Source organism: Gordonibacter sp. 28C, from assembly GCF_003339845.1.
Taxonomy (GTDB): domain Bacteria; phylum Actinomycetota; class Coriobacteriia; order Coriobacteriales; family Eggerthellaceae; genus Gordonibacter.
Window position 1 is genome coordinate 354,503 of the sequence record NZ_PPTR01000002.1, and the last position, 17,849, is coordinate 372,351.

Consider the following 17,849-nt stretch of genomic DNA (forward strand, 5'->3'; position numbering starts at 1 on the left):
CTATTCAATTCCGTAGACCCTTCGAGGATCCATTTTCACGACCATGTCGTTTCCGTTGGAATCGAACGCGTTCACGTGGCCGTTCAGGTATTCGATATCACGAGCCATCTGATCCCGGCTGTCGCAAATCATGACGAACCGTATCATGAGTTGGTGGAGGGTGTCTCCATCCGGAACCGTGGACCCGACAGGATAGCGACTTTCGTATTCTATGACGCTCTTCGTTCTCGCAACCGCGTCCTCTAAGCCCTCTATAGCCCCCACTACTCCGCCCCTTGCGACAAACGAGACGACACCGCAGCACTTGCCGCCCAGATAGGGATCCTCAGCTCCGGGGTCGTAATCCACCTCGACACCGAGGGCGTGATCGACCAGAAGATGCAGATAGTTCACCCCGTTCACTTTATCCAAAAAGCGATACGGAGCCTCGCCCGCGCTCCTCAGCCCTGCTTCGAATATCGCGAACCTCTCGCCGTCGAACAGTCCCTGGATGAAGAGCACCCCTTCCGTCAAGCCTATGCCCTCGCAAAGCCGGGTCATGGCTTCGTCGACCTGCCGTATGTAGTCGTCCAGAAACAAACTCGGAAAGATCCTCCCAACCGGGATGGTCGTGACATCCCCCTGGTGAATTGCAACGGGATATCGATTGTCAACGCACGACAATGTAGCCTTCCCTTTGTGGATCGTGTAGTGAGCGGTGAACTCGTCTCCTTCGACGAATTCCTCCACGATGATGCTTCCCGTCGGGGAAAGGCCGATGTCTTCCGTCGCGCGTTTCTCGAGTTGCTCGGGGTCTTTGCATATGAACACGCCGCTCGAGGAGCTCCCGTCGACCGGCTTCGTCACCACGGGAAATCGAAGGTCCTCCCATGGTATATCCGCCACGGAGTCGCCGATGTAATACGTCCTCGGGCAGGGAACTCCAAATTTTATGCAGAGCTCTCGAAATCCCCCTTTCGTATTGACGGCACGCCATTGATCCTCGGTGAAGTAGAAAGGCATGTCGTACTTTTCGCAGAGCCGACGGGCCTGGTTGAGATTGAAGCCGCTAACCCCCGCGAAGATCCCCGACACGTCGCGTTCTTCCACGAGCCTGCATAGCTCTTCGAAATCCCCCGTAGAAATCGGAAGCGCCTCGTCTGCCTTTTGTTTTGCCTTGGAGCTGGCCACATCGTTCCAGTCGGCCACGATCACGTGTGCTCCACTTTGGCGTGCGTACTCAACCGAGTCATCGGCGGTAATGTTGGATCCAAGGACCAGCAGCGTTTTGCCTTGGAATCGGCGGCTGTTCTTCATAGGAGGAATGGCAACCTTTCTAACGGGATCCGGACAGGATCTTTTCCGCGTATTCAACGGGAACCCCATCCAGGTTGATGGCGGAGCCGTTCTCGTCGTACCCCATGAACGTTCCCCTTTTGGAAGTCGATCGGGCGTTCGCGCTTTTCGAGTCGAGCGCAAACCTGACCAGATTAGCGAACATCCTGCAATCGACCTTGAAACTCACGTTTTCGACGTACCAAACATCGTTGTCGAGCTGCTCCTGCCATGTCCATACATGATCGGGCAATTCCCTCGGAGGGCACTCGAGCCCAGGTCGCACCGCTAACCTCATCCTGTGACGTTTGTTATAGCGTCCGACATATTCGGGAACCAGAGGACGCGGTCCGATTATGCTCATATCCCCCTTGAAAACGCTCCAGAAGTTGAGCAGCTCGTCCAATGAAGTCTTTCGAACAAACTTCCCGAATTTCGTTACCCGATCCTTCGAGGGGAACAGCTCCCCATTTTCGTCGGTGGTGTTGCGCATGTTCCGAAACTTGATGATGGTAAAAAGCTCTGCATTTCGGCCCACGCGCCGTTGCTTGAAAAAGATCGGCCGACCCAGGTCGAAAAACGTAACGACGCCGATGACAAGGTTGACGGGCAAGGTGGCGATGAGCGCGATCCCAGATACGATGATATCCACGGCCCGCTTGCCATATCTAGCGTAGAACGTCGTGCTGGGATGCACGTCCTCGAGCTTGCTGTTAATGGAGGGGAGCCTGTCGGCGGCAAGAGCGTCTGCTATTTCCCAACGTTGGGCTTTTGTCAATTCGTCCCGCAGCATGGAGATACTTTACCGCCCCCTCTTCTCCCACTCCTGCACAACGGGCTTCTTCTTCCCGGAACGCAGGACTGGGATATCGTCCACCATCTCAAACTTTACGTTTGCGTCATCGCCCAATGTTGCAAGCATCTGCTTTCTTATGGCCTCCAAATCCTCACCGTCGCGCAAGCAGAGCCTGAGCGCATAGTCGGTTTCCCCGACCTGCGCGAACTGCCATTGCATAATTTTCGGATAGTTCTTGAGCACGCGAGAGAACACCATCGGCTGAACAGGATCACCTTTCGTGTCGTAGACGATATCCAGGCGGCGCCCAAACAGCTTGCTCATAACCGGCCATTCGCCTTCCCCGTCGGAAAGCACGCAGACATCGCCCGTATCGTAGCGGATCATGGGAAATGCATGGTTGAAGAGATCCGTCACGACGAGGCGGCCCATCTGTCCTCGCTCAACCGGACGATCCTCGTCGAAGTCGAGCACCTCGATGACGTAGCCGGCATGGTTCAAAACGAAATCGGTCGAATCGACTCTTTGGTATCCGAACGTGCCGTTCTCCTCGTTGCCGTAACTGTCGATGATGGGGCAATCCAGATACTCTTCGATAATGGCGCGCGTGCGCTCATCGAGGGTGTCGGATTCGGAGATGATCAGTTTAAGCGTGGAGAGCCTTCTCGGATCGCCTTTGCCGCTGGCAAAGTATTCGGCCAAGGTGCGGTGCCAGCTGGCATACCCCCGTAGAACTTCAATCCTTTCGCGCTCGATGAGCGATATCAGCTCCTCGATGGTGTCGTCGCCCATGTGCTCCACATTGAAGGCGTAGATGTTTTCTTTGAAAGTTTGCCATTTTGATTTGTTCTGCCACTGGGTCCAGACACGGCAGTGACAGAGTTTCTCATGGGACTTGAATCCGTTCAGCTCGTTGAACCACTTGATTTCGGAAATGCGGCGTTGGCGCTTGAGAAAGTCCTGGGGCACCGCGAAGGAAACGCCTGTGGAGCCGCCGGTTTTCTGAAGGTGGACCGGACGTCCATCTTGCCCAGGAATGTCACCCTCCACCACGCAGTGCGCGTCGTAGTGTTCGATAAAGTCGGTTTTGTTGAGAACCGGCCATTGGGAGAGGTCATCCTCCTTGCCGGCGTACTCGCGATAAAATCGGGTATGGGACGAAGCGTAGCTCAGCAGATCGTGCAGCCTTTGGCGCTGGATTCGCCTGCCGGTTTCGTAATTGCCCAGAACAGCCTCAATGTCGTCGAAGCCCTTGCGTACGATTCCTCCTCGTCGCCAGTCATTAAACCAATACGCATGACGCTTGACGAATGCGTTGAAGCCCATAATCTACTTCCTGCCGTCCGTGCTGGAATCAACCATTACCCTTACGTGATTGCTCGTGTTGGCAATGTAATCCTCGAACGATTCTTGTTTTTCAAATTCGAAGAACAGGATACCGAGAGCTTTGTTTGCCCCGTCGAAGTGATGCACGGGAGCACCTGCTTCCTGGTAGACGACCTCCCGGTAACATGCAACCTCCGCTGCAGCGGAGAGTTCATATCCTTCGTATGTCCCGTCTTTCAGCGTGTGAAGCACATGCGTGGCGAAATAAACGTCCTCGGGGTCCCACGAAATGCCACCCGGATCGTCCCCCATGGCGCACATGACGTTGGCGCGCACAAGGTCGATGCCGCTCGCATCGCCCAACTGGACGGGAATCATGTTGCCTCCCGCGCGGCTGCCCAGCTCCAGCACATAAGGCACATCGCCGTCCCCTATGATGACCTCAACGTTCAGCTCGCCGAAGCGAATACCCAGACTGGAGACCAGCAGCTGGAGGGTTTCCTTGACCTTCGAGAGCTGCCCTTCGGAAAGCCCGGACGGAATGGCTTTGCCGACCGGAACCAGACTCGCTTTCGAATCGCGAAGGCAGCGCATCAACCCCCAGAAGCGGATCATGCCGTCGACGACGAAGATATCGCCGCCCACGACATTGGGGAATGCCCGCTCGATGTACTCCTCGGCGATCAGGATTCCGTTGCGGCTATTGGCGCCGGCGTGCTCCAAAGCGGCAGGCATCTGCGTGGGTTCGGTCACCACGCTCACTCCCTTTGACCCCGAGGAGTCGGTGGGCTTCACGACGAGAGGCCACCGGAATCCCTCCACCAAGCACTCCACTTCGGCCGCGCTCGCGCCAGCTTCGAAACTCGCGGCTAAGGGGCAGGGCAATCCGACTTCGTGCAGGTGCCTCCTGAACAAGCTCTTCGTGCTCATGATCTCAACCGCCGCCAACGGGTTTGTGAGCATGCCCAACCGTTCGGCCACATAAGCCGCCGTAGGACTGGCGGGATCGGAGGAGTAGGCTATCACGCCTTCGACCTCCTCCCTCCTGGCCACCTCGAGCACCGCCTCGCGATCCACCGTGCTCACGAGATGGAACGAGTCCGCATAATGCCGCCCGGGATTGTCCTCCAAGTAGTCGCACAATACCGTACGATACCCGCATTTCCTGGCAACCTCGATGGCGACCACCTGCTGCCGGGAGCCCCCCAGCAGAAGCAGCGCCCTTCTTGCGTCCGGAATCAATTCGCGCACTTCCTCACTACGGCGCAGATTCGATCGACGTCGTCCAAGGCTAGATCCGCGTAGATGGGAAGGGCGAGAATACGGTCGCCCGCCCATTTGGCGACGGGCGTTTCGGAAGAGTCGTGCTCGCTTCTATAGCATTCGAAATCGCTGGCGATCGGGTAGAAGTACTTGCGGGCGCCGATGCCCTCTGCGGCCAAGGCTTCGAGCACGTCGTCGCGTGTCGCGCCGAACGCGGAGGGATCGAAGAGGACCGGCATGTAGGCGTAGTTATGCCGGACGTTGGGCTTGGGTTTGCAGAACTGTATGCCGGGGACGCCCTCCAGGTTCGCCCAGTAACGTTCCGCAACCGCCTTGCGCTTCGCTATCTCGACATCGATATGGCGGAGGTTGCAGATGCCCATTGCAGCAGCGAACTCGTTCATCTTCGAGTTTCCTCCAACGTACTCCACGCTTTCGGTGCCAGTGATGCCGAAGTTGCGCCACTGGGCAAGCTTGTCGCACAGCAGGCTGTCAGAATGGGCGATGGCGCCCCCTTCTATGGTGTGGAACACCTTTGTGGCGTGGAAGCTGAACATGGAGGCGTCGCCGAAGCTGCCGACACCGACACCGTCTTTGAGGACGCCGAACGCATGCGCGGCATCGTAGACCACCTTCAAATCGTGCTCACGGACGATGGATCCGATGGCATCGACATCGCAAACGTTGCCGTACACGTGCACGGGGAGGATTGCGCACGTCCTCGGGGTGACCAATGCCTCTATCTTGTCGGGATCGATAGTGAAGTCATCGGGTTTTATGTCGCAGAAAACGGGCTTTAAACCCTTGCGAACGATGGCATGAATGGTGCTGGCGAAGGTGAACGGAGTGGTGATGACCTCGTTCCGGCCGTCCCTTCCGAGCTCCATGGTCTCGAGTATGCACTCCAGGGCGCTGTGGCCGTTGACGAACAGCGTCATGTATTCGACGCCCAAGTACTCCTGGATCATGTCTTCGAGCTGCCTGTGCTTGACACCGCGATTCGTCAGCCAAAGCGTATCCCACAGATCGCGTATCTCGTCGCAGTATTCCTCAAAGGAGGGCATCGAAGGACGCGTGACAAGTATCCTATTCCGCTCGGCCACCTTAGAAACCCACCCTCTCCCATATATCCTCGTGTATGTCCTCTATGCGCCGCAGTTTCCCGTTGTCCAGACACTCCACCTGCTCCCAGCCGTAGCGCCCGCAGCAGTGCTCTGCGGCAGCTTGGCTTTTCCTCAAGTGCTCGACGTCACGCTCGTGGATGTCCATCAACAGACCGTCGCTCTGGCACCGCTGCGCGAGCAGACGCTGGCTCTCCTTCACGGGGAGGTGCAGGTAGAAGACCTTGTCCGGCTTCGGTAGACCAAGCTTCCCGAACTCGAAGTCGAAAAGCCACTCCAGGAAGCCGTCCCATTCCTCGCATGGAAGCTTGCTGCATTGGTGTATCGCGTTGCTCATCACATAGCGGTCCGCAAGGAAGACGTCGCATCTTTCGTAGAGTTTCTTCCACTCGCGCAGATAGCTCGCGAACCGGTCCATCGCGAAAAAGCTGCTGGCACCGTACGCATTGACGGATTTGGGACTTGCCCCGAACGATCCCCCTAAGTACTCCTCGACGAGCACGGCGCTTGTCTGTCCGTAGCGAGGAAAACTCAGGGACACGACGTCGAGGCCGAGCTCCCTCAGACGGCTTTCGAGCAAACGGGTCTGCGTTTCCTTGCCCGATCCATCCAAGCCTTCTATGGCCATCATCTTTGCCACTTGGTCACCTACCGCCCCTGTTCCGCATATTTGGCTTCGGTGGCCTTCTTGACTGGACGCCACCAGGCCTCGTTGTCGCGGTACCATTGAATGGTGGCAGCCAGACCCTCGGCGAAGTTGGTGTGCCGCGGCACCCAGCCAAGCTCGGTGCGGAGTTTCGTCGGATCGATTGCGTAACGGCGATCGTGCCCGGGACGGTCGCGGACCCAGTCGAAAACCTCCTCCGCCATCCCGAAAGCTTTGAGTATCTCGCGAAGCACGGAGATGTTGCTCCTCTCTCCATCCGCGCCGACGAGGTAGGTCTCACCGGGACGTCCTCCGGTGAGGATGGCCCATACTGCGCTGGAGTGGTCCTCTGTGTGGATCCAGTCGCGGACGTTCAGACCGTCACCGTAGAGCTTAGGCCTCGCCCCATCAATGAGGTTGGTGATCTGGCGGGGTATGAACTTCTCGACGTGCTGATAGGGGCCGTAGTTGTTGGAGCAGTTGGAGATTGTTGCGCAGACGCCATAGGTGCGCACCCAGGCGCGCACGAGCATGTCGGAGGCGGCTTTCGTGGAGCTGTACGGCGAGCTCGGGCGATAAGGGGTCTCCTCTGTGAAGCGGGTGGGATCGTCGAGCGCCAGATCGCCGTAGACCTCATCGGTGCTCACATGGTGCAAGCGCCTGCCGTGCCTGCGGCAGGTCTCGAGCAGCTGATAGGTTCCCCCGACGTTGGTTCGAAGGAAGGGCTGAGAGTCGGCAATCGAGTTGTCGTTGTGGCTCTCCGCCGCGAAGTGGACGACGGCATCCACTTCGGGAACGAGCTTTTCCAGCAAACCCTCGTCGCAGACGTCGCCTAAGGCGAACGTCACTCTTTCCTCGGGAAGCCCCGCGATATTTTCTAGATTCCCGGCGTAGGTGAGCTTGTCGAGCACGGTCACATGCGTGTCGGTGTTTTCGACGACCCAACGAACGAAATTGGACCCGATGAATCCAGCACCACCGGTGACGATGATCCTCCCAGGTTCGAACATGGGCTTATTCTCCCGCCTTCGAAACTGCACTGTTGATCACGCGCCGTGCTAGCACGTTGTGCAGATACCGCCCGTAGGAGGACTTTCCGTACTTGACCGCGGCCCTCTCGAGGGAGTCCTCGCCGATCCATCCATGGTTGAAGGCGATTTCCTCGAGGCAAGCGATCTGGATGCCCTGGTTCTCCTCGACGACGCGCACGTACTCCGTGGCGGCGAAGAGGCTTTGGGCGGTGCCCGTGTCGAACCAGGCGCTTTCGCGATGTAGAAGCTTCACGCCCAAGCTCCCATCATTCAAATACATTTGGTTGAGGCTGGTTATCTCCAGTTCACCGCGTGCGGAGGGCTTGACCAGCTTCGCCCACTCGACAGCGCGATTGTCGTAAAAGTAGAGGCCCGTCACGGCGTAGTTGCTCTTGGGCTTCTTGGGCTTCTCCTCGATTGACTCGGCCCTGCCGTCCTCGTCGAACGCGACGATGCCGTAGCGCTCGGGATCCTTGACGTAGTAGCCGAAGATTGTCGCGCCGCGATCTTTCGCCGCGGCATCTCTCAGCTGGGCGGTCAGTCCGCCGCCGTAGAAGATGTTGTCGCCCAGCGTAAGGGCGACCGATTCGCTACCGACGAATTCCTCACCGATGATGAGAGCCTGAGCGAGCCCGTCAGGACTTGATTGAACCCGGTACGAGAGACTCACGCCGAACTGGCTCCCGTCGCCGAGAAGGCGCTCGAAGTTGGGCAGGTCCGTAGGCGTCGAGATGACGAGAATATCCCTGACTCCCGCGAGCATGAGAATGCTCATAGGGTAGTAGATCATGGGTTTGTCGTACACGGGCAGCAGCTGCTTCGATGTGACCGTCGTGAGCGGGTACAGCCTGGTTCCCGTTCCTCCCGCGAGAATGATCCCCTTCATTTTCGACCGGTTCCTTTCCCATTCGCACTCGTTGCATTCGAGGAGTTGAAGAGCTCCCAGGCCTTGCCTACCTCAGCCTCGCTAATGTTTTGATTTCGGGAGACGGTCGGTACGAGCCCCCTCTTCTCTAACGAGAGCCGCTTTGCCGCGCTTTCGGAGAAAACGCCGATCTTCCGAGCAGGAACCCCTGCGTAAATCGAATTCGGTTCCGTGCTCCTCGTCACAACACTTCCAGCGGCGATGATGTTGTTCTCTGCGATTCTTACCCCATACATGACAATTGCCCCGTTGCCGACAAAGCTGTTGTCCATGATTTCGATGCAGCCGATCCTTTCGCCAAACCCCTCCTCGCAAAGAGGGGAGGGGTTAAAAACCCTGTGGATCACGTCGTGAGTCACTAGTTCTACTCCGCGACCGACGACAACGTTGTCATGGATGCTAATTAGCTTTGAGTAAAGCGGAAGCGTATGAGGCTGAAAGACCACGTTGGTGCCGTAGTATGCGAACAGCCCATGTCTGTCCGCATACGCTTTCTTCTTCCTCGACCCGCGTGCCAAGAAAAGGCGTATCGAATGCCACAATCGGCTCATTTTTCCCATTTCACCACTGCTCCCATCGCTTTCACCTCAGTGTTCTGAAATCTGAGGAGCCGCCGCAACCGCAGCCAGTGAGAGCATGATGCCAAACGCGCGCTTGGCGAAGCGGCACGCAGCCCGTCCTTCCAACACGCGACGGAGCCGGCACGGAACCCTCCGCTTCAGCTTCAAGCTCGGGCGCGAGGAACGCTGCATCTGAAGCATCGATCCCCTCGTCCCCGTCCACCGCCATCGCGTTCTCCTCGACGGTCATGCGGCCGCCTTCTCGCGGCGGGGCGTGTGGCTGACTCGATGCACGGCTACCTTGTCCGACTCGACGGACGACTCGACGAAAGGCAAAGCGCTGGAATCAACGCCCCCCCCCCGTCGGCAAGAAACACCGATGCCCGCCGAGAGCGGGCAACAAGGGGGTGTTGTTATTTTTCAGGCCTTCGGCCGACAATCGCCAGTCCTATCTCTACGTCGATGGTTCTTCCGAACATGCTCACTTCGGCGCGGGCGGTTCCTTTGCGGCGGTTGACCTCGGTGATCCAGCCTTCGCGGCCGATCATGGGGCCCTCGGTGACCACCACCTCGTCGCCTTCGATCACCGCCTTCGACAGGTGAATCGTGCGATGCTTCTCGGTGGTGAAGGCGTTGATGAACGCCCTTTCCGACCGATCGAGGGGAACGAACGACTTCTCGCTGCCGAGCATCCGCGTGAACGTGGGAATCCTTACCAAACGGTCGTTCAGCTCGTCCACACGGTTGGTGACGGCTATGACGTAGCCGGGGAACAGGTTGCGCGTGAGGGTGCGGTACTGCCCGTGGAACTTGCGCTCCACCTGGTAGCGCGGCACGAAGCACTCCTTGAGGACGGGCTTTCCATCCCGGGAGAGCTCGCCTGACGCATGCAGGCTGATGAGCTCGCACGCCTTGTCCTCCTGCCCTGACAGAACCTGGATCACGTACCACATGGGAGGCCTCCTCGTTCTCGGGCGGACACGGCTTCGCCATGCGGGCCCTTCGGCCCGCGGCATCGAGAGTATTCATTCCCCTGGTTCCGCTCGGCCCGCCGATGGCACCGCCCGCGCTTCTCAGGATATGTTCGTTGCGGTTTCCCGCCGGGAGCCCAACGCGCTTTCGCCTTGGGCTCCCGGCGGGAAACCGGAGTCGTGCTAGTTCTTCACCGGAACGTTCAGCGCCGCCTGCAGCACGCAGTCGCCGTCTCCCCCCTCGTCGAAACGGAGGTAGGCCATCCGCTTGTGGCGGTTGATCTTGCGCACGCGACTCTCGCAGCCTCGCAGCGGGCCCCGCTCCACGCGCAAGACGCCGCCTTCGATGCGCCCCTCGCTCGCGCGCAGCACGTGCGCGTCGTCGAGCGCCGACTCAAGCCACGTCTGCACCGCAGGCGAGAGCGGTGCGTACGAGCGGTCCCTCCCGCCCACGAGCGACACGGGAAACGACAGCTGTCCGAGAGCCTTCGACAGCGCACGCACGTCGCGCGTGGCCACGAACACGTACTCGCTGAACATGGGGTGGACGACGATGCGCCAAGCGCCTTCGTGCTTCATGTACCGTTCGTATTTGGGAACGAAGCAGTCTTCGACAATATCCGACGCCAAAAGTTGGCGGCACTTGCCGGCCACCGCGTCTTCGCGGCCTTCGGGCACGTGGATGGCGTACCAGCGAAGCGCGCCGTCGCGAGACGGCCCGTTCGAGAGGAACCCCATGGGCAATTCCCTGCGCTGTCCTGCCTCCGTTGCCACCGGCTTCCTCCCTCGCATGCTTCGTGCAAGTTCGGATGCTGCAACTGGCAGAGCGAATCGCCGCCATGCCTGAGCCGCTGTAGCAAACGTAGACTTTTTGACAAAGATGGCCGATAATCTCGATTGAAAGAAAAGAGCAGGTCGGATGCAAGGCCTTGGAAATATGGCAAGCTAGTTATACGTGCGACAAAAAGTCTACGTTTTGGCAACGAAAATTATTCAGACGGCCTTTTCGACTGGCCTTTCGCCGTGAGCTTCTTTTTCTATCCGCGCCCCGTCTTTTTTCATCCATCGATCGAACGTCCTGGTGCACACGCACAGGCGTTTGGCAGCTTCCGCACGTGTGAACTGGCCCGATAGGTACGCGGCTTTGACGGATTGGAACGTGCTGGGCAGCTCGATGGCCGGTCGGCCGAACCGCACGCCGCGCGCTCGGGCCGCCGCAATGCCCTCCGCTTGCCGTTGGCGAATGTTTTCACGCTCCAGTTGTGCAACATAACTGAGGAGCTGCAGAACGACATCGGCCAGGAACACACCCGTAATGCCGTTCTGGTCGTTGCGCGTGTCCAGGAGCGGCATGTCGAGCACCACGACGTGCACCCGCTTCACCTTCGTGAGAATCCGCCATTGCTCGAGTATCTCGTTGTAGTTTCTCCCCAGCCTGTCGATGCTCTTCACCACCATCACGTCGCCGGGTTCGAGCCGCTCGACCAGCCTGCGGTATTCGGGCCGCTCGAAATCCTTGCCGCTCGCCTTGTCTGCGAAGATGCGCTCCGCCGCAACGGGAAAATCAGTCAAGGCGTCTATCTGCCGACTGAGCTTCTGATCCTTCGCCGATACGCGCGCATATCCGTACACGTTGCCTTCTCGCTCCATCGCTCACCCCATCGCTTTCGCCAAAGCGAGCCCTTTTGGGCCGCTTTGCCATCGGCCGTCAAAAGAGGAGCCGACTGGCGCGCGGCCCGTCGGCTTAGGGTTCATTATCGCGAATCGACGCCGTTCGAGCCATGCGAGAGGGATTGGGGCGAGGAGGCGTGTTGGCGCGGGGTGGAAGACGCGGGTACGCTCGCCACACCGATTAGGGGGTGCGGCCGAGCGCGCCGGGCGGGCAGCAGCCCGCCTCTACGGAGGGGATCGCCAGCCGGAGAGCTTCCCTACGCGCAGTTCTTGGTGTGGCGGTAGGTGGGGACGGCTTCCTCGAGGATGCGCACGGCTTCCTCGTCGGTCTTGCCGATGGCCCCCTCCAGCTCGTCGAGCTTGGCGGCCACCTCGTCGTAGCTGATCTCCTGGCCGGTGGATATCATGATGGACTTGTTGTCGGTGGGAAGCGTGCTCTCCTCGTCCATGAGCAGCTCCTCGTACATCTTCTCGCCGTCGCGCAGGCCGGTGAACGTGATCTTCACGTCCACGTCGGGCACGAGGCCCTGCAGCTGGATGAGGCCCTTCGCCAAATCGACGATCTTCACCGGCTCGCCCATGTCGAGGATGAATATCTCGCCGCCGTGCGCCATGCCGCCCGCCTGGATGACCAAGCGCGACGCCTCCGGGATGGTCATGAAGAAGCGCTCGATCTCGGGATGCGTGACCGTGACGGGGCCGCCGGCCGCTATCTGGCGCTGGAACACGGGGATGACGCTGCCGTTCGAACCCAGCACGTTGCCGAACCGCACGGCCGAGAAGATGGTCTTCGACGTGCGGGCGTAGTACTGCATGATCATCTCGCCCATGCGCTTCGTGGCGCCCATGACGCTCGTGGGGTTCACGGCCTTGTCGGTGGAGATGAAGATGAAGCGCGCCGCGCCGTACGCGTCGGCGGCCTTCACCACGTTGAGCGTTCCGAACACGTTGTTGTGGAGCGCCTCGCGCGGGCACGCCTCCATGAGCGGCACGTGCTTGTGGGCCGCGGCGTGGAACACGGCGCCGGGGCGGTACTTCGCGAACACCTCGGCCACGCGGGCCTCGTCGCACACGCTGCCGATCTCGATTACCACGTCGATGTCGTCGTACTCGGACAGCAGCTCGTTGCGCAGCATGTAGGCGTCGTTCTCGTAGATGTCGAACACGACGATGCGCGCGGGCGCCACCTTGCACAGCTGGCGGGCGAGCTCGCTGCCGATGGAGCCGCCGCCGCCCGTGACGAGCACCGTCTCGCCGGCGATGTAGCCCGACACGGCGCGCGTGTTGAGGATGATCTCCTCGCGGCCCAGCAGGTCGGCCACGTCGACGTCGCGCAGCCGCACGTCGCCGATCTCGTCGAGCGACAGCTCGCGGATGTTGGGCAGCGTGCGCAGCTTGCACTCGGTCTTCGTGCATTCCCCGTAGATGCGCTTGCGCTCCTCGAGCGAGGCGGAGGGGATGGCCACGACGATCTGCTCGATGTCGTAGCGCTCCACCAGCTCGACGATGTCGTGGGTGGTTCCCGCCACCTTCACGCCGTGGATGCGGCTGCCGCGCTTGGACGCGTCGTCGTCGGTGGCGACGACGGCCACGCCGGGCATGAGCGGGTCCTTCGACGCCATGCGGCCGATGGCGAGCGAGCCCGTCTCCCCCGCGCCCACGATGAGCGTGCGCGGGCGGTCGCAGGCGCGCTGCGCGGAGACCAGGGCGCGCTTCTTCTGGCGCATGACGCGGAATATGAGGCGTATGCCGCCCATGAAGAATATGAGCAGGAAGCACGAGACGAAGAACACGCGGATGGGCAGGCGCACGTCGATGATCCACAGGAACACGGCGCCGATGAGCGTGGACAGCACCACGGCGAGCATGATCTGGATGGCCTCGTCGACGCTGGCGTACTCCCAGAGGTTGTTGTAGAGCCTGAACAGACCCAGCACGGCCACGTTGATGAGCGCGAGGATGCCCAGCATGAAGTAGATCTCGTTGTTGACGAACACCTCGTCCTCGACGGCGGTGAGCAACGACGCGAGCCAGTAGGCGGCGTACGTCGCTACGATGTCGAGCAGCAAAAGCAGCGCTGTTCTTTTTGTGATATGAGCATCCAAAGGTTGCCCCGTCCCCGAATGGAAAAACGAATGGTGACATTTTGCCGACAAAGCTCGGCAGCCAAAAGGGTATTGTATACAAAGTAACGTAACCTTGCACGGACCAATGCTTTCCAGGAGCTTGCTACATGAATAAAACAGCCGTCGAGGATGTGACCGACGCACCCAAAACCGAATCGGGTTCCCCTGCTGACCAGCCTGCACGGTCGAGCAACGTCGACGCCATCGTCTCGTACTTCGAAAGCGGCATCACGCCCGCCGACGAGCCGGGCGAGCTGGGGATCGAGCTGGAGCACACCCTCGTGCACGACGATATGAGCCCCGTGTCCTACAGCGAGCGCTACGGCGTGGAATGGCTGCTGGGCCGGTTGGAGGCCGACTTCCCCTCCACGACGCGCGACCCCGAGGGCGACCTTCTGGGCGTCGCCCGCCCCGGCGAGGCCGTGACCATCGAGCCAGCGGCTCAGGTGGAACTTTCGGCCGGACCGTACCGGTGCCTCGACGAGGCCCTCGAGACGTTCGAGGCGTTCGAGCGGAAGCTGACCTCGGTGCTGGAGCCGCAAGGCGAGCGCGCGCTCACGGTGGGCTACCACCCCAGCGCCAAGGCGCTGGACCTGGAGCTCATTCCCAAGCGGCGCTACAAGTTCATGAACCTGTACCTGGGCGAGAAGGGGCCGTTCGGGCCGCGCATGATGCGCGGCAGCGCCTCCACGCAGGTGTCGATAGACTACTGGTCGACGGCCGACTGCCTGCGCAAGCTGCGGCTGGCCTTCGCGCTCGTGCCGCTGTTCTCGCTCATGTGCGACAACGCGCCGGTGTTCGAAGGGGAGCCTCGCACCCACGAGCTCGTGCGCACCGAGATATGGCAGCACTGCGACCCCGACCGTTGCGGCCTGGTGCCCGGCGTGATGGATCCGGCGTTCGACCTGCACGGCTATGCGGAGTACATTCTGGACACGCCGGCCATCCTCATACCCTGCCGCAAGGAGCAGTGGTGCTACTCGGAGCGCACGTTCGGCGAGATATACGCCGAGCGAACCATGACGCGCGCCGAGGTGGAGCACGCCGTGTCCATGTTCTTCAACGACGTGCGCCTGAAAACGTACATCGAGATCAGGCCCGCCGACGCGATGCCCGTTCCCTACGTGGTGGCGTACGCCGGCCTGGTGAAGGGGCTGTTCTACAACGCCTCTAACCTCGATGCGCTCGACGAGCTGTTCGCGGGCGTGGACGCGGCCGCCGTGGACGCGGCCAAGGACGCGCTCATGGAGCGGGGCTACGAGGCCGAAGTGTACGGACGCCCCGTGGCCGAGCTGGTCGACGAGATCGTGCGGCTGGCGCGCCGGGGGCTCGCTGAAGACGAGCGGCGCTACCTGGAGCCGCTGGCGCGGCTCGCGGAGCGGCGCGTCACGCTGGCGGATCTGGCGGAACGCGAGGGCTAGGGCGAGGCGGACGGCTTCGGCTTCCGTCCATGACGGCGGCAGACGCGAGACAAGGAGGCTCACGTGGACAACGCGGGCAAGATGGTGAAGGTGGCGTACAAGGGCTTTTTCGACGACGGCGCCGTGTTCATCGACCAGACGGAGCAGCCCATCGAGTTCCCCTGCCTGGACGGGTGGATGCCGCCGGCGTTCATCGAAACCGTGCGCGACATGGAGGTGGGCGAGACGCGGCGGGTGCACGTGGGCGCGAACGAGGCCTACGAGGAGCGCACCGACGAACGCGTCATGGAAGTGGAGCGCGCGAAGATCCCCGCGTCGGTGAAGCTGGTGGTGGGCGAGATGGTGAACCTGGAGGATCCCACGGGGCAGACCTACCCGGCGCGCCTGGTGGAGTTGACCGACGCGAAAGCGGTGTTCGACATGAACCACGAAGCCATAGCCAAGGCGCTCAACTTCGAGATGACGCTGCTGGACGTGTGCGAGCTGCCGCATCGCTGAGAGCGGGCGATGACGCGCGCTTCGGCCTCTCGACGAACTTATGACGACTTGGAGAGGCTTTTCGCCCAAAGGCGAGGGGCCGCACGCCACTGGGGTAGACTGGATCCACTGTTTTTCACATCGAGAGGAGCTCGTTCATGAGCAACGAAGGCAAGAAGGTCAAAGTCCACTACACGGGCACGCTGGACGACGGCACGAAGTTCGACTCGTCGGTCGACCGCGGAGAGCCCATCGAGTTCACCTGCGACGCAGGCCAGATGATCCCCGGCTTCGACGCCGCAGTCAAGGACATGGCCCAGGGCGAGACGAAGAACGTGCACATCCCCGCCGCCGAGGCGTACGGCGAGCGCCGCGAGGACATGGTGCAGAAGGTGCCCGTGGACCAGATCCCCAACGGAGAGCAGCTTCCCGTGGGCCAGACCGTGTACATGCGCGGCCCGGGCGGCCAGTCGTTCCCCGTGTTCGTGGAGTCCATCGAGGACGGCATCGCCACGTTCGACATGAACCACGAGCTGGCCGGCAAGGACCTCAACTTCGAGATCACGCTGGTCGAGGTGGCCGACTAGCACCCAGCGAGGGCTCGCCTTCGTGCAAAACCGAGAGAAAGACGCCTGCGGGCGTCTTTCTTCGTTTGGAGCCCCGTTGCCGATACGGCCCCGTCGCGCCCGCAGCGGGCGCTCACTCGCGCGCGGCGTCCGCGAGGCCGGCGTCGATAAGGGAGCACAGGGCGCTGCTGGCACGCTCCCCTTCGATGCCGAGCGCCTCGAAGCGCTTCGCCAGCTTGAGGCAATAGCTCAGCTCGTGGAGCGGCAGCTCCGCCAAGGCCGCGACGGCCTGTTCGTTGAGCACGTTCTCCATGGGATTCTCCTTCCGTTCGCCTGCCTTGCGCCTCACAGTGTACGGCGCGGGGGCCGGCGGGCCTTTGGAGGGGTGTGAGAATCGGAGCCCCTCCCTTTGTCCGATCGGACAAAGGGAGCTACGCGCCCAGGGCGACGAACGCGAGGAAGCGGGCGAGCTCGCGGTCGGACGCCTCGGGCATGCCGAGCACGTCCCTGGCTTTGCGCAGGCGATAGCGCACGGTGTTCGGATGCTGGCCGAGGCGATCGGCCGCCGCGCGAACGTCCCCGCACGAGGCGGCGAACGCGCGGGCGGTGGCGGCGAGCTCGGCGTCGTTCGCCTCGTCGTAGGCGGCGAGCAGGTTGCAGTAGAGCGCGCACGTGCGGGCGAACAGGCGGTCCTCGCGCGCGGCGATGCGAAACGCCTTGTCGCGCATGTCGGCCCAGAGCACCGTTGCCGCGTTGCGGGACCGGGCCTCGTCGAGGGCCGCGAGAGCCTGGCGGATGGCCAGGTCGCCTTCCGAAAGCGGCGTCTCCTCCCCCATACCGCAGAACACCGGCGCGGCGGCGGACGCGCGGGCGAGCAGGTCGGCCTCCGATTGCGAGCGCGCGCAGGCCGGCGGCTGCGCGTACGACACGAACGCGAGCAGCGCGCCGTGATGGCGGCAGGCGCGCGCGTCCACGACGCTGCCCCAATCACGTCGGAATTCGGCAAGCACGCCGTCGAGCACGCCGAGTGCGGCGTACAGCGAGCATTCGTCGCTCGCTCGCGGGGCGACGGCCAGGCATTGCACGGTCGACCCGGTGAGGCCGGCTATCTCGTAGAGGGCCGCGCGCAGGGCGGAGCCGTCCCGCTCGGCGAGCAGCGCGTCCACCTTGCGCCCCTTGTCGGATTCCTCGCGATCGCGCCGTATGAGGTCGAGCGCCTGGTAGGCGACGACTTCGTGGTAATCGCCCTCGTAGAGGAACAGGGGCACCCCCTGCGCCGTGCTCGCGGCCAGAACGCGATCGCTGACGGGCGGCGCGTACACCGTCTTGACGGCCACGGCGGCCACGCCGCGCGCGAGCATGGCCAGAAGGGCCCGCTCGCAGCGCTCGGGGTCGTCGCGCGCGAAGCCCAGGTTCGAAACGATGAACTCCCCCGGAAGGTAATCGGCGTAGCCCGTCCCGTCGGGCATGCAGTCCATGATGCCGACGTTGGACACGCCCCGCCCGTACCCGCCCGGGCACATCGCGGCGAGGCGCACCTGCTTGAAGGCGGGAAGCGCCACGATGTCCGCCACGGTTATCACGCCTCCCCCTCTCCCGAACGCACGGCTTTCGGCCATGATACGGAGAAACGAC

At 61.6% G+C, this 17,849-nt stretch carries 18 protein-coding genes; 3 read left to right on the forward strand and 15 right to left on the reverse strand.

Annotated features, from left to right (window positions below; all coding sequences use genetic code 11):
- From C1878_RS03830 to C1878_RS03890, 13 genes are all read right to left on the reverse strand, one after another.
- The gene (locus tag C1878_RS03830) at positions 1-1,194 is read right to left on the reverse strand and encodes an acetyl-CoA carboxylase biotin carboxylase subunit family protein (RefSeq protein WP_158539711.1); all 1,194 of its coding nucleotides are present in this window, start codon (positions 1,192-1,194) and stop codon (positions 1-3) included.
- 121 nt (positions 1,195-1,315) lie between these two features.
- On the reverse strand, positions 1,316-2,107 hold the full coding sequence (locus C1878_RS03835) for a sugar transferase (protein WP_114600373.1): 792 nt from the start codon (positions 2,105-2,107) through the stop codon (positions 1,316-1,318).
- Between the two features lie 9 nt (positions 2,108-2,116).
- A complete protein-coding gene (locus C1878_RS03840) occupies positions 2,117-3,436 on the reverse strand; it encodes a phenylacetate--CoA ligase family protein (RefSeq protein WP_114600374.1) in 1,320 nt (439 codons plus the stop codon).
- A 3-nt stretch (positions 3,437-3,439) separates the two neighbouring features.
- Positions 3,440-4,687 (reverse strand): acetyl-CoA carboxylase biotin carboxylase subunit family protein, encoded by a 1,248-nt coding sequence (locus C1878_RS03845; protein ID WP_158539712.1) that lies wholly within the window; start codon positions 4,685-4,687, stop codon positions 3,440-3,442.
- Complete coding sequence (locus tag C1878_RS03850) at positions 4,675-5,763, reverse strand: DegT/DnrJ/EryC1/StrS aminotransferase family protein (protein WP_114600376.1); 1,089 nt, start codon at positions 5,761-5,763, stop codon at positions 4,675-4,677. Before C1878_RS03850 ends, C1878_RS03845 begins: the two co-directional genes overlap by 13 nt.
- Before the next feature lie 40 nt (positions 5,764-5,803).
- Positions 5,804-6,451: a hypothetical protein gene (locus tag C1878_RS03855; RefSeq protein WP_241963598.1), complete on the reverse strand. Its 648-nt coding sequence runs from the start codon at positions 6,449-6,451 to the stop codon at positions 5,804-5,806.
- Positions 6,452-6,468: 17 nt separating this feature from the next.
- Positions 6,469-7,476, reverse strand: a complete 1,008-nt coding sequence (gene rfbB, locus C1878_RS03860; RefSeq protein ID WP_114600378.1) for a dTDP-glucose 4,6-dehydratase — start codon at positions 7,474-7,476, stop codon at positions 6,469-6,471.
- A 4-nt stretch (positions 7,477-7,480) separates the two neighbouring features.
- Entirely contained in the window at positions 7,481-8,383 is a 903-nt protein-coding gene (gene rfbA, locus C1878_RS03865) for a glucose-1-phosphate thymidylyltransferase RfbA (protein WP_114600379.1), read from the reverse strand.
- Entirely contained in the window at positions 8,380-8,982 is a 603-nt protein-coding gene (locus C1878_RS03870) for an acyltransferase (RefSeq protein ID WP_114600380.1), read from the reverse strand. Before C1878_RS03870 ends, rfbA begins: the two co-directional genes overlap by 4 nt.
- A gap of 413 nt (positions 8,983-9,395) precedes the next feature.
- Positions 9,396-9,935, reverse strand: coding sequence for an antiterminator LoaP (loaP, locus tag C1878_RS03875; RefSeq protein WP_114600381.1), 540 nt, complete (start codon positions 9,933-9,935; stop codon positions 9,396-9,398).
- Between the two features lie 201 nt (positions 9,936-10,136).
- Positions 10,137-10,727 carry a transcription termination/antitermination NusG family protein gene (locus C1878_RS03880; RefSeq protein WP_158539714.1) on the reverse strand — a complete coding sequence of 197 codons (591 nt, stop codon included), beginning with the start codon at positions 10,725-10,727 and terminating at the stop codon, positions 10,137-10,139.
- 219 nt (positions 10,728-10,946) lie between these two features.
- The gene (locus tag C1878_RS03885; protein WP_114600383.1) at positions 10,947-11,603 is read right to left on the reverse strand and encodes a recombinase family protein; all 657 of its coding nucleotides are present in this window, start codon (positions 11,601-11,603) and stop codon (positions 10,947-10,949) included.
- A gap of 278 nt (positions 11,604-11,881) precedes the next feature.
- Positions 11,882-13,729 carry a nucleoside-diphosphate sugar epimerase/dehydratase gene (locus C1878_RS03890; protein ID WP_114600384.1) on the reverse strand — a complete coding sequence of 616 codons (1,848 nt, stop codon included), beginning with the start codon at positions 13,727-13,729 and terminating at the stop codon, positions 11,882-11,884.
- Between the two features lie 128 nt (positions 13,730-13,857).
- On the opposite strand from C1878_RS03890, the gene C1878_RS03895 reads away from it, so the two are divergent.
- The 3 genes from C1878_RS03895 (at position 13,858) to C1878_RS03905 (ending at position 16,235) form a co-directional block, all read left to right on the forward strand.
- Complete coding sequence (locus C1878_RS03895; protein WP_114600385.1) at positions 13,858-15,171, forward strand: glutamate-cysteine ligase family protein; 1,314 nt, start codon at positions 13,858-13,860, stop codon at positions 15,169-15,171.
- 63 nt (positions 15,172-15,234) lie between these two features.
- Positions 15,235-15,669 (forward strand): peptidylprolyl isomerase, encoded by a 435-nt coding sequence (locus tag C1878_RS03900; protein WP_114600386.1) that lies wholly within the window; start codon positions 15,235-15,237, stop codon positions 15,667-15,669.
- 137 nt (positions 15,670-15,806) lie between these two features.
- Positions 15,807-16,235: a peptidylprolyl isomerase gene (locus tag C1878_RS03905; protein WP_114600387.1), complete on the forward strand. Its 429-nt coding sequence runs from the start codon at positions 15,807-15,809 to the stop codon at positions 16,233-16,235.
- A 112-nt stretch (positions 16,236-16,347) separates the two neighbouring features.
- On the opposite strand, the gene C1878_RS03910 is transcribed toward C1878_RS03905, so the two are convergent.
- Both C1878_RS03910 and C1878_RS03915 read right to left on the reverse strand, forming a co-directional pair.
- Positions 16,348-16,527, reverse strand: coding sequence for a hypothetical protein (locus C1878_RS03910; protein WP_114600388.1), 180 nt, complete (start codon positions 16,525-16,527; stop codon positions 16,348-16,350).
- Positions 16,528-16,645: 118 nt separating this feature from the next.
- The gene (locus tag C1878_RS03915; RefSeq protein ID WP_114600389.1) at positions 16,646-17,797 is read right to left on the reverse strand and encodes a PucR family transcriptional regulator; all 1,152 of its coding nucleotides are present in this window, start codon (positions 17,795-17,797) and stop codon (positions 16,646-16,648) included.
- Positions 17,798-17,849 lie beyond the last annotated feature (52 nt).

What these genes read in the sequence shown, in the direction of transcription:
- C1878_RS03835 (WP_114600373.1), bottom strand. Translation starts at nt 2,107, where the DNA reads ATGCTGCGGGACGAATTGACAAAAGCCCAACGTTGGGAAATAGCAGAC.
- C1878_RS03840 (WP_114600374.1), bottom strand. Translation starts at nt 3,436, where the DNA reads ATGGGCTTCAACGCATTCGTCAAGCGTCATGCGTATTGGTTTAATGAC.
- C1878_RS03850 (WP_114600376.1), bottom strand. Translation starts at nt 5,763, where the DNA reads ATGCCCTCCTTTGAGGAATACTGCGACGAGATACGCGATCTGTGGGAT.
- C1878_RS03855 (WP_241963598.1), bottom strand. Translation starts at nt 6,451, where the DNA reads ATGATGGCCATAGAAGGCTTGGATGGATCGGGCAAGGAAACGCAGACC.
- rfbB (WP_114600378.1), bottom strand. Translation starts at nt 7,476, where the DNA reads ATGTTCGAACCTGGGAGGATCATCGTCACCGGTGGTGCTGGATTCATC.
- rfbA (WP_114600379.1), bottom strand. Translation starts at nt 8,383, where the DNA reads ATGAAGGGGATCATTCTCGCGGGAGGAACGGGAACCAGGCTGTACCCG.
- C1878_RS03870 (WP_114600380.1), bottom strand. Translation starts at nt 8,982, where the DNA reads ATGGGAAAAATGAGCCGATTGTGGCATTCGATACGCCTTTTCTTGGCA.
- loaP (WP_114600381.1), bottom strand. Translation starts at nt 9,935, where the DNA reads ATGTGGTACGTGATCCAGGTTCTGTCAGGGCAGGAGGACAAGGCGTGC.
- C1878_RS03885 (WP_114600383.1), bottom strand. Translation starts at nt 11,603, where the DNA reads ATGGAGCGAGAAGGCAACGTGTACGGATATGCGCGCGTATCGGCGAAG.
- C1878_RS03895 (WP_114600385.1), top strand. Translation starts at nt 13,858, where the DNA reads ATGAATAAAACAGCCGTCGAGGATGTGACCGACGCACCCAAAACCGAA.
- C1878_RS03905 (WP_114600387.1), top strand. Translation starts at nt 15,807, where the DNA reads ATGAGCAACGAAGGCAAGAAGGTCAAAGTCCACTACACGGGCACGCTG.
- C1878_RS03910 (WP_114600388.1), bottom strand. Translation starts at nt 16,527, where the DNA reads ATGGAGAACGTGCTCAACGAACAGGCCGTCGCGGCCTTGGCGGAGCTG.